The organism is Pseudarthrobacter sp. IC2-21, from assembly GCF_034048115.1.
GTDB lineage: Bacteria > Actinomycetota > Actinomycetes > Actinomycetales > Micrococcaceae > Arthrobacter > Arthrobacter naphthalenicus.
On sequence record NZ_CP139145.1, the window covers coordinates 1,312,340 to 1,327,600 of the forward strand.

A 15,261-nucleotide genomic window follows, 5' to 3' on the forward strand; every position below is an offset into this window, starting at 1 on the left:
ACGTAGGGGATAAGTTCATGTCAATCGAGCCACTCAGCTGGGAACGTGGGTCACAGCTCAATGACCCTGATGTGCGGACGGAAAACGTCGGCATGTCAGAGGCGCAGCGATGGTCTGCGCCGGCACGAAGCGCAAATCTTGAAGCCGTTCGCACGGCGCTGACCAGCGCCGGCTCCCTCGGGGTGGTCATCACCGGCGGTCGCGGCGTGGGTAAATCATCCTTGGCGAGGACGGCCGTTTCCGAGCTTGGCCCCGATGTCTGGTCCCTGCAGCTCCGTTGCGGGACCGCCACGGGGGATACTCCGTACGGGTGCCTGGCCTTCCTGCTCGCGCGTCTTCCGCAGGCATACATGGGTTCGCCCACGGCCATTCTGCGCGGCATAACGTCCCTGATCCGCAGTGACGCCGCCGGCCGCCAATGCGTGATCACCCTGGATACTGCAGGCACCATCGATGACATGAGTGCCGGCGTCCTGCTGAACATCCTCCTCACCGGAACCGCGCGCATTGTCGCCGTGGCGCCCGGAATCAGTGATCTTCCGGCGGATTTCCATTGGCTCCTCACGGACCGCCGGCTGACTGAGGTCAGGCTGGACAACCTCAATGAGCTGCAGACCCGCCAGGTGCTGCTGTCCTTGCTCGGCAGCCGGGTATCCGCCTCCCTGGTCAGCACCTTCCACACCATGGTGGGAGGGAATCCGTTGCTGCTCAAGGCACTGGTGGCCGAGCAGCAGCAGTCCGGAAACCTGGTGCTCTCAGACTCGGTATGGACCTTGCGGGACAAAGTGGTGCTCGACGGCGCGGCGAGCCTTGAGGACATTGTCCGGTCGCGCTGGTCCCGGCAGTCTCCCCAGGAGCGGGAGGTCATCGAAATGCTGGCCTGCGCCCGGCGGGTGGAGCTCTCGCGGCTCACTGCGGTGTACGGTGCCGGCATCGTCGCTGACATGGAGGACGCCGGGCTGCTTGAGATCGACGCGTCGGAGAGCCGCTGGGTTTCGTTGCGGGAAATGTACCTGGGCGACGTTGTGCGCTCGTGGCTCAGCATCACCCGGCGCCGGGAACTGCGGAATCTCCTCCTGGACGGACAGGAACCCGATCCCGCCGGCATGACCGTGGAAGAGCTGATGGCGTTTGCGGCATGGACAAACGAGTGTGAGGCCGAGCTCAGTCCCATCATGGCGCTGGCCGCCGCCGAAGCGGCAGTTCAGCTTTTTGACCCGCACTTCGCCCTGAAATATGCCGAGACGCTCCGGCGCAACGATCCCCAATGGGTGGCCGCCCAACGACAGAAGGCTGCCGCCTACCTGCTCCTGGATCTTCCCGTCCAGGCGATGGGCGCCCTGGACGACATCTCACAGCCTCAGCTGGACAGCCTGGGCGCACAGGAATACGCCGAAGTCATCGCAGCAAAAGCGCGGGTCATGGTCTGGCTGCCCGACCATGCGGACAGGGTGCCGGCGCTCCTGAAGACGGCGCGGGAGCGGCTGGAGGCTGAGCCTGGGGCGAAGGCATGGCCTGATCCCGTTGCGGCCGCAACGAACCGGATCAGCCTCAGCGAGTTCGAGTACCAGGCGTTCGTGGGAGACTACGCAGCAGCCATCCCCGGCCTGGAGGCTGCTGCTGACGCCGGGTTGAACCCCGATCTGTGGTTCCGGATGAACTCGGCGATGATCCTGATGACTGCCCTCGCCATGACCGGGCGGGAAATGGATGCCCTGAGTCTCATGAGGCAGCTGGGTGGCCAGATTTCCGATGCCGGCCACATCGTCGGCCTCCGCGAGACTTTCACCGAAAGGGCCTATTCCGTCCTGCTGACGGCCGGCCAGTGGCACCGCTGCATTGACCTCCTCAATCCCGCCGCCCGGGAGATCCACCAGCTTCCGTACCGTAGCGCCGCCGCTGAGCTGGCTGTCGGACTCGCCTACGTCTTTGCCGGACGGGGCGCCGTTGCGTTGGATTCGCTGTTGTCGGCGGTGGCTCAACTTGAGCTTCGGCCGGCCCAGGGCATCCGCCGGGAAGCATACGCAGCCGTTGCTTTTGCTTATGCGCAGTTGGGCAATGCCGGTCAGGCCCGGAAATACCTGGACAAGCTCCAGCGAAGCGGCGGAGTCGCCGATCACGTTACCCGGAGCATCACCGACTTCTGTGCCGACATGGCCGGACGGTGGCTGAACGACACCGAGGCCGTCAACCGGCTGAAGGAGACTGCCCGGCGCGACATCGCGGCCGGGAGGTACACGCTTGCCGGGATCGGCCTGCTGGGCGCCACAGTGCAAGGCACGGAGGCCGACTTCCGCCTGCTCGAAGAGGTGGCCGGCCACCGCCAGGGTCCTCTGGCGGAGATCTCGCGTTTGATTGCCGTGGGCACCCGGACCCATGACGCCAAGACCCTGCTGGCCGGCGGCGAGCTCGCCGCAACCCTGGAGCTGGATGCTGTTGAGGCTCGCTGCATGGCGTTGGCTGTTGACTACGCCCGCCAGGCCGGCGACCCGGCCGCAGCAAGGACTGCCCAGGCACGGCTGGACATCCTGGCTTCCACTGTGGCCAGCCTGCCCATCGTGCCCAGCAGCGGCAGCCCGCTCCTGACCAGCAGGGAGCGGCAGATTGCGCGCCTCGCCGGCAGGGGCGCCTCCAACCGCGATATTGCACTGGACATGGGCGTCTCGGTCCGTACCGTGGAAGGCCATTTATACCAGGTCTTCACCAAGCTGGGAGTTACATCCAGGGGTGATCTGACTGGACTCGTCTAACGGCCACCCACCGAAACCGGGCCGCCTGCTTACGGGGCGGCGGCAGCCGCTGGATCGCATCTGCAATACCATCCGGACCCGAACCAGCCAGGCCGTGTTCCTGATGGCGGGCCCGGGAATCGGGAAGACCGCGCTGGCAGAAGCCATCACCGAGCGGCTGGCCGCTGACATGATCGTTGTTCAGATCCATGGAAGTTCCTCGCTCTCACGCGTTCCCTTTGGGATCCTTGCTCCGTACACCGCGGAGCTGACCGCCGAGGATTCGGTGTCGCCGGTGGCGGTGCTGAGGTCCGTCTGGAGCTATTTCGAAAGGCTCAAAGCGGGCAGGGATGCGCCGCTGCTGCTGGTGATGGATGATGCCCACCACCTGGACGACGCCACTGCCGGCATCGTGGCCGACATGATTTCAGCCGGGTGGGCCAGCGTCGTGGCGGCAGGCAGGCCGCGGCCCGGCCTGCCCCAGCCCCTGGCGCAGCTTTGGTATGACGGCCTTGCCGATCGTGTTGACCTTCGTCCGCTGAACCGGGAACAGATCGAAGAGGTTCTCGCCCACGCCCTGGACGGCACCGTTCCTGCCGGAACTGTTGACACCATCTGGAGTGCATCCGGTGGAAACCCGCGGATCCTCGATGCGCTGCTCCATGACGCCGCGGAAGGGGGCCAGCTCGCCAAACGGAACGGGATCTGGATGCTCCTGGACGCGTTGCCGCCCGACGGGCCGAGGCTGACGAACGTCGTGGTGAAGGACATGCTGCGGCGCACCGCCGCCGAACAGGAAGCCCTGAAACTTATTGCACTGGCAGGGCCAGTAAGCCGCAAGGTTATTGAAGACATCTGCGGCGCCGAAGTGGTGCGCTCGCTGCTGGACCAACAGATGGTGGTGGAGAGTCATGGCACCCCGGCTGACCTTCGCATCTGGAACGCCATGTTCGGCGACGCCCTCCGGCTCACCATTTCCGTGTCGCGAAGCCTGCAGCTTCTCGAAAGGGTACGCGAGCACCTGGCCACATCCCCGGCCGGGTCAGAGGGCCGGCTGAGGGCTGTGGAGTGGGCCCTGGAATGCGGCGTGAAAACAGGGGAGCCGGAACTACTTGAAGCCGCAGGGACAGCGCTGGCCCATTTTAGGAACCGAAGCGCCAGGGCCATGGCGGCCAAGATTACGGACCCCGCACTTGTCCCGGCGGCCCACGCGGTTCAAGCGAGGGCTTTGTTCAACGAGGGGGACTACGCCGGCGCGGCCAAACTCCTGGACGGCTGCTGGCTGAAGCTCGGAGACGGCCCCGGGGCCGCCCCCGCCCTGATGCTGAGGACGCTTGCTCATCGGGCCATGGGAACACCGCTGGCAGCCTTCGCTGCCGACTCCCGCGAATTGCTCCGCACCAGCCCCGCCGAAACCGGCACCGACTCAGCAACGGACTGGCGGGAGCAGCTGCTGCGCATGCTGGAATTCGGCGAAGCGGGGAACTACGCGGCTTTGGAGCATGAGGTCCAGGATCTTCGAAGCCGTAACCCTGGAAGCGGCACCGATCCCGCTCTCCTCACCGTGGGTGCTGCCCTGCTGGCCCAGACCCTGGCAGCAGCCGGACGCGCGGTCCAGGGCCTGGATGCAGGACTCATGGCGGCGTCTGGACTTTCCTCGCTGGACAGCGGAGTTTTCTTCTTCAACGAGTTCGTCCTGGGCCGCCTGGCCGCCGCCTACCTGGCCGTGGGGGACTGGGAATCGGCAGAACGGGAACTGGTGGACTACGCCGCGCGCCAGCCTCGGGACGCAGCAGCTTTCGCGGGCAGCATCCAGGTGCTGCGCGGCTACTCATTGCTGCGGCAGGGCCGGATCGAACGGGCTTACCAGACGCTGTTGCCTGCGGTGGAGACGCTGCGGCTGAACGATCCCGCGCAGGAGTTCCGGTTTGGAGCCGCGCTGGCATTCTATGTGGCAGCGAGGCTCGGTGACGCTGCCCAGTCCAGCAGGCTCGAGCTGGATTACAAGGATTCGCCGCAGGGTTCGGCCAGCCAGGATCTGCTCGCCACGGCCTACGCCGCCGCGGGTTCCGAGTACATCACCCGGGACGGGAAGGGCCTGGCGTCCCTCCACACCCTCGCCACCACACCGGTCGTGTCAGCCCGCAGCGGCACGCTGCTGGAACTGCTGGGCCTGTGCTGGGACCTGGGGGATCATTCGGTGATTCCCCTGGTCCACAATCTGGCAGGCAGCGTCCAGGGCCGTTGGGCCGCGGCGTTCCTCTCGCTGGCTCAGCACTGGGAGTCTGCTGACGCCGATGCCCTGATGGAGATGGCGGCCCGGTTGGAAAACGAGGGCTTCGTCAATGTGGCAAGGGAAGCGTACGCGCGGGCAAGTTCGGTGTTCGAAGCAGCCGGTGAACGCCGGCGGTCCCGCCAGGCCGTGGCCCTGCGGGAGAAGTGCGATCACGAACTGGGCGAGCGGTTCCGGGAGGGCCAGTTCATCGCTGCGGCTCCCACGGTGCGCCTCACCCGCCGCGAACAGGACATCGTGGAGCTCGCCGTCCAAGGGCTCACGGACCGCGAAATAGCCCAGCGGCTCATGGTCTCCGTGCGGACCGTGGAGGGTCATCTGTACCGCACGTACGTGAAGCTCGGCGTGCGGAGCCGCGACGAACTGTCCACGGCCCTGGCCCACTAGAGCGCTCTTGGCCTCCGCCCTGCAACAGGCTTCCGTTCGCTGACGCCACCATGGCACGGGCATGCCGTTGCGGGTCACCCCTCTTCGAGCAGGGGCGTGCCCTGTCCTCGACCTGTCCTCAGCGTGGCACTGCCGGGCCCCGCGGCGCCGGGATGGGTAGCGAGTGGACGGGCCTGCGGAATACGCGTATCAGCGGAGCCTGAGCCGGTAGCCGCATCGTCGAAGTAGAGTACTTCCTACTCGTGCCGCGGGGGTCCCCGTGCGATTAACTTGTGTCGGGAGCAAGGAGCGGCGAAAGCCCTCCTACTCCCACCAGACTTACCAGGTCCTCTCTCCATCAACACTTTCCGGCCTACGGGCCGGACCGAGACTGGGCCGGCGACGTCAGAGTCTTCTGAGACCGAGGCTCTCCCCCCAGCCGTCGCCGGCCCTCCTATCCGCGGGCCTGAAGCCCGGAGCCAGTGTGGCGGCCGTCCCCCCGGGCGGTCGCCACAGTGGTGTTGTGGGACAATTGAATGTCAATCCATTGGCATCTCAAGGAGTTCGCTTTGGCATTCGTAACCACGCCGGCCACGCTGGAACATGCCGTTCCGGCCATGGACAACGCCGAGGTACTCAGAATCAGAAATGACTTCCCGGTGCTTGACCAGCTGGTCAACGGCCAGCCCCTCGTGTATCTGGATTCCGGGGCCACCTCGCAGAATCCCGTAAGCGTCATCGAGGCCGAGCAGGAGTTCTACGAGCAGCGCAACGCGGCCGTGCATCGCGGCGCGCACCACCTGGCGGTGGAGGCCACCGAAGTCTTCGAAGATGCCCGCCAGACCATCGCGGATTTCATCGGGGCGGACTACGCGGAAACAGTGTGGACATCCAATGCCACCGAGGGTCTGAACCTGCTCAGCTATTCGCTCTCAAACGCCGCCCTGTGGTCTGCCCAGGGCCGCGGCGACGCCCGGCTCAAGGAACTTGCTCCCGGCCCGGGGGACCAGATCGTGGTCACCGAAATGGAGCACCATGCCAACCTGATCCCTTGGCAGGAACTCGCTTTCCGAACCGGCGCCACCTTGCGTTACATCCCCATCGACGATGCCGGCGCCCTTCGCCTGGACGTTGCGGCGGAGATCCTGGGCAGCAAAACCAAAGTCCTCGCCTTCACCCATGCGTCCAACGTCCTGGGAACCATCAACCCCGTCAGCGAGCTTGTGGCCCTTGGCCGGGCGGCGGGAGCGCTGGTGGTGCTGGATGCCTGCCAGTCCGCGCCGCACCTGCCGTTGAACGTCAAGGACCTCGACGTCGACTTCGCCGTTTTCTCCGGCCACAAGATGCTCGCGCCCACCGGGATCGGGGTGCTGTACGGCAAGCAGAACCTTCTGGACGTGCTGCCGCCGTTCCTCACCGGCGGGTCCATGATCACCACGGTGACCATGGAACGCGCCGAGTACCTGCCCGCGCCGCAACGCTTCGAAGCCGGTACCCAGCGCATCTCCCAGGCCGTGGCCTTGGCCGCTGCCGCCAGCTACCTCACGGAAACAGGGTTGGCCCGCGTGCACCGCTGGGAGGCGGAGCTCGGCCAGAGGATGGTGGCCGGCCTGGAAGGTATCCCCGGAATCCGCGTCCTCGGGCCCGCCGCCGGGGAGGAACGGATCGGCCTGGCCGCTTTCGACGTCGAAGGGGTGCACGCGCACGACGTCGGGCAGTTCCTTGATTCGAGGGGGATCGCCGTGCGGGTGGGGCATCATTGCGCGCAGCCGCTGCACCGCCGCCTGGGCCTGACGGCCACCACCCGGGCCAGTGCCTACCTGTACAACACCACCGATGACGTCGACGCCTTCCTTGAGGCAGTGGCCGGCGTCCGCTCCTACTTCCGCGTCTGACGCGGCCACCGAAGGTATACCAAATATGAGCCTTGACCAGCTGTACCAGCAGATCATCCTTGACCATTCGAAGGTCCGCCACGGCAGCGGCCTGGCCGGCGTGGAGGCGCCCCAGGGCGCCAGCACCGGACAGTCCCACCAGCTGAACCCCGTCTGTGGCGACGAAGTCACGCTGCGCGTCGCGGTGGAAGACGGCAAGGTGGCGCAGATTTCCTGGGACGGCGCCGGGTGTTCCATTTCCATGGCGTCAGCGTCCGTCCTCAGCGAACTGGGTGAGGGGCTGACCGTGGATGAGTTCCACGCGATCATCGGCAATTTCCGCGAAGTCCTGCGCTCCCGCGGGAAAGTCCACGCGGACCCGGAGATCCTCGGTGACGCGGCCGCGTTCGAAGGTGTGGCCCGGTACGCCGCGCGCGTCAAGTGCGCCATGATTTCGTGGGTTGCGGCCGAAGACGCGCTCAACCAGGCGGCCTAAACCGTTGTTTGTTAAAGTACGACGGCGGGCGGTTACCATTCCGAACAAGGTAACCGCCCGGCGTCGTTCGTTTTGTCCGCTTTAGCCCAGCAGGCCCATACCGCCGATCACGGCGGTGGCGGCTCCGAGCACCATGGAGATGCTGACGAGCACCACGTGGACGGTGAGGAACTTCGTTGCTGAGCCGTTGGCGTCGCGTGCCCGCGGATCCTTCATGACCCGGCGCAGGAACTGCGGCCAGACCACCAGCGACCAGACGCCCGCGATGATCAGCAGTAATCCGGCGAACAAGGGAAGCTGCATGGAGTCAGTGGCTTTCGAGCCAGGCCTGGGCCCGCTGCGACTGGATGTTCAAAGCCTTGGCCACCATCGGCTCAGCTGCCTGGGCGATCTTGCTGCCCAGGAACGGGACGGAGGAGGTGACGTTGCCTTCGAGCTCAACACGGGTGCTGCCGCCCTCGGCAACGAGCTTTTGGACCGCAGTCACGTCGAGGGGAGCACCGGCAATTTTCAGGGTGATGTTGCTCTGCCGGGAGCCGTCAGCGGCGGGCGCTTCCCAGTTTTCCACCTGGGTGACGGTGAGCTTTTCGCCAACGAACTTGCGGGCGATCTCCGGCAGCCGGGTGGTGGGCAGTGTCCGGACGGACGTGGTGCTGAACGCGCCGGCAACGTCGCCGTCCACGGCGAAGGACTCCAGCGTGCCGCCGACAAATTCGCTGGTGTCCCGCTGGAAATCCTCGTTGGCAAAAACAGCAGCTACGCTGCCAACGGCATGCGGAAGGGTGGTGGTTGCACTCAGTGCCATGGATCCTCCAGTGATACGGGGTCGTTACGCTTTTTGCTCCCCACATCCTACGGGGCGGACGGCGTGTTCTTGGAACCGGCCTCCGCCCGCTCGGCGCCGGCGATCTTTTGTGCCGCAGTGGTAATGTTCCGGGCCATCGCCGGGAAAATCAGGCTGTGGAAGGGCAGGACGGCCAGCCAGTAAAGCCTGCCGCTCAGACCCTTGGGAAAGAAAATGGCGCGTTGCCGGTAACGGCTCCCGCCGCCGTCGGACTCTACGGACAACTCGAGCCAGGCGCGGCCCGGCGCGCGCATCTCGGCCCGAAGCCGCAGCAGTTTCCCGCGGTCGATGCGTTCCACCCGCCACCAGTCCACCACCTCGCCGGGCGCCAGGTTGCCGGGGTGACGGCGGCCCCGCAGGAGCCCGGCGCCGCCGGTGAGCTTATCCAGCCAGCCGCGGACCTGCCACGCCAACGGCAGGGAATACCAGCCGTTACGGCCGCCGATTCCCTCGATGACCGTCCACACGTGGGCCGGGTCAACGTCGCCGTGGAACGTTCGCTCATCCACGAAGACCCTGTGGCCGGCCCATTCGGGATCGCTGGGCAGGGGATCGGCATCCACGCCGGCGCTGGCCCAGGTAGTCTCCACCTGGCCGTCGCGCTCCTTGCCCAGCGCCAGGGCAACCGCACGCCGGTACGGAGTCAGCCCGCCCTCAGGCACGGGAATGACGGAGTCGATGTCGTGCTCGCGGGCCACGGCGTCGTGCTGCAGGGACTGGACCAGGGGCAGCGACATGGACAGGGGGATGGGTGTGGTGAGGGCTACCCACAGCCCTGCCAGTTTGGGCGCGGGGACCGGCAGTGCCAGGACCACGCGGTACGGCAGCCCGGCTTCGGCCGCGTATTCCTTCATCATGCCCGCATAGGTCAGGACCTGGCGGCAGCCGATATCAAACGTGCGGTTGATGTGGCCGGTCAGGGAGGCGGCGGCAACCAGGTAGTACAGCACGTCCCGGACAGCGATCGCCTCAATCCTGTTGCGCACCCAACTCGGCGCCGGCATCAACGGGAGGGTTTCGGAGAGGTGCCGGATCATCTCAAAGGATGCGGACCCGGACCCGATCACCACACCGGCCTGGAAGACCACGGCGTCCACCGGGCTGTCCAGGAACACCTTGCCCACCGCCTCGCGGGACCGCATGTGTGTGGAGAGTTCCACGCCGGCGGGGTGCAGGCCGCCGAGGTAGACGATCCTGGCCACGCCCGCGTCCGCGGCGGCCTTCGCGGCGGTCCCGGCCATCGCCTTTTCCTTCGCCTCGAAACCCGACCCGGCAGCCATGGAGTGGACCAGGTAATACAGCACGTCGACGCCGGCGAGCGCGTCGCGGAGGGCCCCGGCGTCGTCCAGGCTGCTCTGGACCACATCCACATCCTCCAGCCAGGGCACGCCCGCGATCTTGGCCGGCGTCCGGACCAGGACCTTCACGGTGTGCCCGGCCTCGAGCAGCCGCGGAACGAGCCGGCCCCCGATGTAGCCGGTGGCGCCCGTGACCAGGACGGTGCGCGGTGATGCTGGGGTTGTGCCGGTCATGCTGACTCCTTCCAGTCACCCCGAATGCGGGGCGCTGTCACTATGCCATTCGGAGCGGCCTGGCTTCCGGACGGCCACGGATCCTGAAAGCTTAGTCCGGCCCGCGGCGCGGTAGGCTGGGATGACCCGGTATTCGCAGCGAATCCCGGCTTTTCGTGTTGCCTGCGCCGCCCTGAAACCCCACAGGGACACCACAGGCCTCAAACACCACAGGAGTTTCCGTCATGACCCTGAGCGCTTCCCGCACTGGTACTGCCACGTCCACCCCGTCGCTTACCGGACTGCGCAGCGCCCTGGCCGAGGACCGTACTTTCTCCCGCGTGAAGGCCGAGGCGCAGCGCGGGTTCGACGTCCGTGGTCAGGATTACCAGATCAGCGCACCGGCGGGACTCCGCGCCGCGCTGCTCGCGGAAATGGCGGATGGCCTGGCCGCCGCCCGTGCCGACGCCGTTGAGGGAACGCCCGACGGCGGGATCCCCCCGGTGGTCCTCGCCGTCACCGCCACCGGGCGTGAAGCCGAAGACCTGACGGCTGCCCTCCGGGCCTACCTCCCCGCCGATTCCGTGGCCGAGTTCCCCAGCTGGGAAACCCTGCCGCACGAAAGGCTCTCACCCCGCTCGGACACCGTGGGGCGGCGGCTGTCCGTCCTGCGCCGGCTGGCGCACCCGGAAAGTTCGACGGCGGGCGCGCTCCGGGTGGTGGTGGCTCCTGTCCGCGCAGTGGTGCAGCCCATTGTGGCCGGGTTGGGGGAACTCGTTCCGGTCACGCTGAAGGTGGGCCAGGACATCCCCTTCACGGACGTGGTGCGCCGGCTGGCCGATGCCGCCTACGCCCGTGTGGACATGGTCACCCACCGCGGTGAGTTTGCCGTCCGCGGCGGCATCATCGACGTCTTTCCGCCCACCGAGGACCACCCCATCCGGGTGGAATTCTTCGGTGACGAGGTGGACCAGATGCGCTGGTTCGCGGTGGCCGACCAGCGCTCGCTCTCCGCCCCCGGCATCCATCACCCCACCGAGCTGCACGCTCCGCCGTGCCGCGAAATCCTGATCACGCCGTCGGTGATGTCACGGGCGGCGACCCTGAAGACCCAGCTTCCGGCCGCCGGCGACATGCTGGAGAAAATCGCGGGCGGAATCGCCGTGGAAGGCATGGAGTCCCTGGCGCCGGTGCTGGTTGACGCCATGGTTCCCTTTGTGGAGCAGCTGCCTGCCGGCTCCATCTCGGTGGTCATCGAACCGGAAAAGGTCCGCACCCGCGCCCATGACCTTGCGGCCACCAACGAGGAGTTCCTGGAGGCGGCGTGGTCCACTGCGTCGGACGGCGGCACGGCTCCGCTGGACCTCAGCTCGCAGGCCTCTGAAGCCCTGCACTCCGCCAGCTTCCGCTCATTGGCCGAAACCCGCGGTTTCGCCCTGGACCACGAGGTGTCCTGGTGGTCCATCACGTCCTTGGCAACCGATGAGGAGCTGCTGCCGGAAATCGACGTTCTGAACCTGCATGCCCGTGAACCGCGCGGCTACCAAGGCGACGTCGCCGAAATGATGGAATTCATCGGCTCGCACATCCGCGACCAGTGGCGGATTGTGGTGGCCACGGAGGGGCCCGGTCCCGCGCAGCGGCTCGCGGAACTGTTCCACGACGCCGATATCCCGTGCGCCCGCGTGGACGCACTGGACCACGAACCCCAGGCGGGCATCATCGAGGTGACCACGGCCGCCGTCGGACGCGGTTTTGTCCTGGACAGCCTCAAGCTGGGGCTGCTGACCGAGGCGGACCTGCTGGGCCGGACCTCGGCGGGGTCTACGAAGGACATGCGGCGCATGCCCTCCAAACGTCGGAACGCCGTGGACCCGCTCCAGCTGGTGTCGGGGGACTCCGTGGTCCACGAGCAGCACGGCATCGGGCGTTTTATTGAGCTGATCCAGCGCAAGGTGGCAGGCGGGGGAGACGGCGTCCGCGAGTACCTGGTCCTGGAATACGCGCCGTCCAAGCGAGGTGCCCCGGGAGACCGGCTTTTTGTTCCCACTGATCAGCTGGACCAGGTCACCCGCTACGTCGGCGGGGACACCCCCGCCTTGAGCAAGATGGGCGGCTCGGACTGGGCCAGCACCAAGTCCAAGGCCCGCAAGGCCGTCAAGGAGATCGCCGGCGAACTCATCCGGCTCTACTCCGCGCGGATGGCCTCCCGCGGCCACGCCTTCGCGCCGGACACCCCTTGGCAGCGCGAACTGGAGGAGGCCTTCCCGTACGTGGAAACGCCGGACCAGCTGACCACCATCAACGAGGTCAAGGCGGACATGGAACGCGAGATCCCCATGGACCGGCTGGTGTCCGGCGACGTGGGCTACGGCAAGACCGAGATCGCCGTCCGCGCGGCTTTCAAAGCCGTCCAGGACGGCAAACAGGTGGCGGTCCTGGTGCCCACCACCCTGCTCGCCCAGCAGCACTACGAGACCTTCACGGAACGTTTCTCCGGGTTCCCGCTGCGGGTCAAGGCACTCTCCCGCTTCCAGAACGCCAAGGAATCCAAGGAAACCGTGGAGGGTGTCAAGAGCGGCTCAGTTGACGTGGTCATCGGCACGCACCGGCTGCTGTCCAAGGACTTCGCGTTCAAGGACCTTGGCCTGGTGATCGTGGATGAGGAGCAGCGCTTCGGTGTGGAGCACAAGGAGGCGCTCAAGAAGATGCGCACCAACGTGGACGTCCTGGCCATGAGCGCCACCCCGATTCCGCGCACGCTGGAGATGTCGCTGACCGGCATCCGCGAAACCTCCACCCTGGCCACGCCGCCGGAAGAACGCCACCCCGTGCTCACCTACGTGGGCCCGTACACGGACAAGCAGACCTCCGCAGCCATCCGGCGTGAGCTGATGCGCGAAGGCCAGGTGTTCCTGGTGCACAACCGCGTCTCCACCATTGAGCGGACCGCGGCGAAGGTCCGTGAACTGGTTCCGGAGGCGCGCGTGGAAGTGGCGCACGGGCAGATGTCCGAGAGCCGGCTGGAGCAGATCATTGTGGACTTCTGGGAGAAGCGCTTTGACGTGCTGGTGTGCACCACCATCATCGAAACCGGCCTGGACATCTCCAACGCCAACACCCTGATCGTGGACGGCGCGGACAAATACGGGCTCTCCCAGCTGCACCAGCTCCGCGGCCGGGTGGGGCGCGGCCGCGAACGTGCCTACGCCTACTTCCTCTACCCGTCCGAGAAGCCGCTGGGCGAAGTGGCACTGGAACGGCTCAAGGCCGTGGCCACCCACAACGAGCTCGGTGCCGGCATGCAGCTGGCCATGAAGGACCTCGAGATCCGCGGTGCAGGAAACCTGCTCGGCGGCGAGCAGTCCGGCCACATCCAGGGTGTCGGCTTTGACCTGTACATCCGCCTGGTGGGCGAGGCCGTGGCGGACTACCGCGGCGACGCCGAGGAAAAGGCCGCCGAAATGAAGATCGAGCTGCCGGTGAACGCCCACCTGCCGCACGATTACGTCCCGGGGGAGCGGCTGCGCCTGGAGGCCTACCGCAAGCTGGCGTCGGCGCTGACCACCGAGGCCATCGAGGAAGTCCTGGCCGAGCTGGTGGACCGGTACGGGGAGCCGCCGCTGCCGGTCCAGAACCTCATCGCCGTGGCCCGCTTCCGGGTGGGTGCCCGCGAAGCCGGCCTGTCCGACGTCGCACTGCAGGGAAACTTCATCAAGTTCTCACCCGCCCAGCTGCCCGAGTCAAAGCTGATGCGGCTCACGCGCATGTATCCGGGTTCCCAGTCCAAGCCGGCCCTGGACGCGGTGCTGATTCCCAAGCCCAAGACCGCCCGGGTGGGCGGCCGGGACCTGCAGGACGCCGAAATCCTGGACTGGGCCAACGGCGTCATCAGGAACATCTTCTCGGACGCGCCTGCTTCCCTCGAACAGACCAGGAGCTAAGGCGTTGATGGGAGGACATCACGCCGCGTCGGGAGCCGCGGCGTGGGTAGCCATTGCCTCGACGGGGCCCTACACGCTGGGCTGGTATCCGCTGGACGCCACGGGCATCCTGATCGGCGGGATGGCCACGGCAGGCACGGCCCTGGTGTGCGACTGGGACCACCGCCACAGCACCGTGGCCAACTCGCTGCCGCCGCTGTCCAACGTCATTGCCCGGGGAATTGAGAACGCCAGCGGCGGCCACCGGCAAGGCACCCACTCCATCCTCGGCGCGGCCTTCTTTGTGGTCCTGGCCATGATGGCAGGGCAGATCCAGGTGCAGACCGGCTGGGGCCTGCTGTCCGTCGGCGCCGGCCTGCTGTGCATGTTTATGATCAACATCGCGGCGAAGGCGCTGAAGCTGTTCCCCAAATCGGGGTTCATCAGCAACTGGATCTTCGCCCTGACCATGGCCGGGCTGGTGACCTGGTTCGCCCCGCACCAGTGGACATGGCTGCCGGTGTCCATGCTGACCGGTGTTGTGGTCCATATTGTGGGGGACATGATCACCACCGGGGGCGTGCCGCTGCTCTGGCCCATCGTCATCAAACCGCCCCGGTTCCTGCGCAAACTCCCCGTGCTCAACGACGTCTGGAAAGCCAACGGGGCGTTTTCGCTGCCGTTGCTGGGCCGCGCCGGCTCACGGCGGGAGTGGCTGGTGCTGATCCCGGTGAGTGCTTACGCGATGGTGGGAATGTGCATTGCAGCCTGGGCTTCGGCCAAAGCGCATTTTCCGGCGGCCATGGTGCTGGGAAAGACCACGGTCAGCCGCCTGCTGGGTGCCGGCTGACCAGGAGCTTAAATGGCTGTGGCCCCGGATCGATCCGGGGCCACAGCCATTTGCTTTACGGCAGGTACAGCGGGTTGTGTTACTTCCCGCCGGCCGAATCGGAGCGGCCGGTGATGGTCTGCGGGATCCAGTACGCCAGGAAGAACAGGCCCAGGCAGACGGCCATCGGCCACGGGTTGTCCAGCGTGAGGAAGGACAGCGAGTAGACGGCGCCGAGGAACAAGGCGATCATCACGACGAACAGGCCGATGCTCGTGACCAGGTTGTTCTCGTTTTCCGGGGTCTGCACCTTGGTGGTGCTGTTCGCTGTGGTCTTGCTGGACATTCGTTCCTCCTCGGCCCCGCGGGGCTCAAATCTGTGGCGGCTCCTGCATT

At 66.6% G+C, this 15,261-nt stretch carries 10 protein-coding genes; 6 read left to right on the forward strand and 4 right to left on the reverse strand.

Going from position 1 to position 15,261, the window contains the following annotated elements; genetic code table 11:
• Positions 1-17: 17 nt before the first annotated feature.
• The 4 genes from SBP01_RS06060 (at position 18) to sufU (ending at position 7,758) form a co-directional block, all read left to right on the forward strand.
• Complete coding sequence (locus SBP01_RS06060) at positions 18-2,750, forward strand: LuxR C-terminal-related transcriptional regulator (protein WP_320537846.1); 2,733 nt, start codon at positions 18-20, stop codon at positions 2,748-2,750.
• Between the two features lie 70 nt (positions 2,751-2,820).
• Positions 2,821-5,409: a LuxR C-terminal-related transcriptional regulator gene (locus SBP01_RS06065; protein WP_414004289.1), complete on the forward strand. Its 2,589-nt coding sequence runs from the start codon at positions 2,821-2,823 to the stop codon at positions 5,407-5,409.
• Positions 5,410-5,957: 548 nt separating this feature from the next.
• Entirely contained in the window at positions 5,958-7,283 is a 1,326-nt protein-coding gene (locus SBP01_RS06070; protein WP_320537848.1) for a SufS family cysteine desulfurase, read from the forward strand.
• 25 nt (positions 7,284-7,308) lie between these two features.
• On the forward strand, positions 7,309-7,758 hold the full coding sequence (gene sufU, locus SBP01_RS06075) for a Fe-S cluster assembly sulfur transfer protein SufU (RefSeq protein WP_320537849.1): 450 nt from the start codon (positions 7,309-7,311) through the stop codon (positions 7,756-7,758).
• 81 nt (positions 7,759-7,839) lie between these two features.
• Here sufU and SBP01_RS06080 read toward each other — a convergent pair whose 3' ends face one another.
• Genes SBP01_RS06080 through SBP01_RS06090 form a run of 3 tightly spaced genes read right to left on the reverse strand, consistent with a single transcriptional unit; the run spans position 7,840 to position 10,134 of the window.
• Positions 7,840-8,061, reverse strand: coding sequence for an SCO4848 family membrane protein (locus SBP01_RS06080; protein ID WP_275212621.1), 222 nt, complete (start codon positions 8,059-8,061; stop codon positions 7,840-7,842).
• A gap of 4 nt (positions 8,062-8,065) precedes the next feature.
• Positions 8,066-8,563 carry a DUF2505 domain-containing protein gene (locus SBP01_RS06085; RefSeq protein WP_275212620.1) on the reverse strand — a complete coding sequence of 166 codons (498 nt, stop codon included), beginning with the start codon at positions 8,561-8,563 and terminating at the stop codon, positions 8,066-8,068.
• Between the two features lie 47 nt (positions 8,564-8,610).
• A complete protein-coding gene (locus SBP01_RS06090; RefSeq protein WP_320537850.1) occupies positions 8,611-10,134 on the reverse strand; it encodes an SDR family oxidoreductase in 1,524 nt (507 codons plus the stop codon).
• A 224-nt stretch (positions 10,135-10,358) separates the two neighbouring features.
• Here SBP01_RS06090 and mfd point away from each other — a divergent pair, with 224 nt between their 5' ends.
• Positions 10,359-14,057 carry a transcription-repair coupling factor gene (mfd, locus tag SBP01_RS06095; protein WP_320537851.1) on the forward strand — a complete coding sequence of 1,233 codons (3,699 nt, stop codon included), beginning with the start codon at positions 10,359-10,361 and terminating at the stop codon, positions 14,055-14,057.
• Between the two features lie 7 nt (positions 14,058-14,064).
• The gene (locus SBP01_RS06100; protein ID WP_320537852.1) at positions 14,065-14,886 is read left to right on the forward strand and encodes a metal-dependent hydrolase; all 822 of its coding nucleotides are present in this window, start codon (positions 14,065-14,067) and stop codon (positions 14,884-14,886) included.
• 79 nt (positions 14,887-14,965) lie between these two features.
• Here the strand turns inward: SBP01_RS06100 and SBP01_RS06105 are convergent, their stop codons facing one another.
• Positions 14,966-15,211: a hypothetical protein gene (locus SBP01_RS06105; RefSeq protein WP_275212617.1), complete on the reverse strand. Its 246-nt coding sequence runs from the start codon at positions 15,209-15,211 to the stop codon at positions 14,966-14,968.
• Between the last annotated feature and the right edge of the window lie 50 nt (positions 15,212-15,261).

Excerpts from the sequence above, each read along its gene's own strand:
- SBP01_RS06105 (WP_275212617.1), bottom strand. The coding sequence starts at position 15,211 with ATGTCCAGCAAGACCACAGCGAACAGCACCACCAAGGTGCAGACCCCG.
- mfd (WP_320537851.1), top strand. The coding sequence starts at position 10,359 with ATGACCCTGAGCGCTTCCCGCACTGGTACTGCCACGTCCACCCCGTCG.
- SBP01_RS06085 (WP_275212620.1), bottom strand. The coding sequence starts at position 8,563 with ATGGCACTGAGTGCAACCACCACCCTTCCGCATGCCGTTGGCAGCGTA.
- sufU (WP_320537849.1), top strand. The coding sequence starts at position 7,309 with ATGAGCCTTGACCAGCTGTACCAGCAGATCATCCTTGACCATTCGAAG.
- SBP01_RS06080 (WP_275212621.1), bottom strand. The coding sequence starts at position 8,061 with ATGCAGCTTCCCTTGTTCGCCGGATTACTGCTGATCATCGCGGGCGTC.
- SBP01_RS06100 (WP_320537852.1), top strand. The coding sequence starts at position 14,065 with ATGGGAGGACATCACGCCGCGTCGGGAGCCGCGGCGTGGGTAGCCATT.
- SBP01_RS06090 (WP_320537850.1), bottom strand. The coding sequence starts at position 10,134 with ATGACCGGCACAACCCCAGCATCACCGCGCACCGTCCTGGTCACGGGC.
- SBP01_RS06060 (WP_320537846.1), top strand. The coding sequence starts at position 18 with ATGTCAATCGAGCCACTCAGCTGGGAACGTGGGTCACAGCTCAATGAC.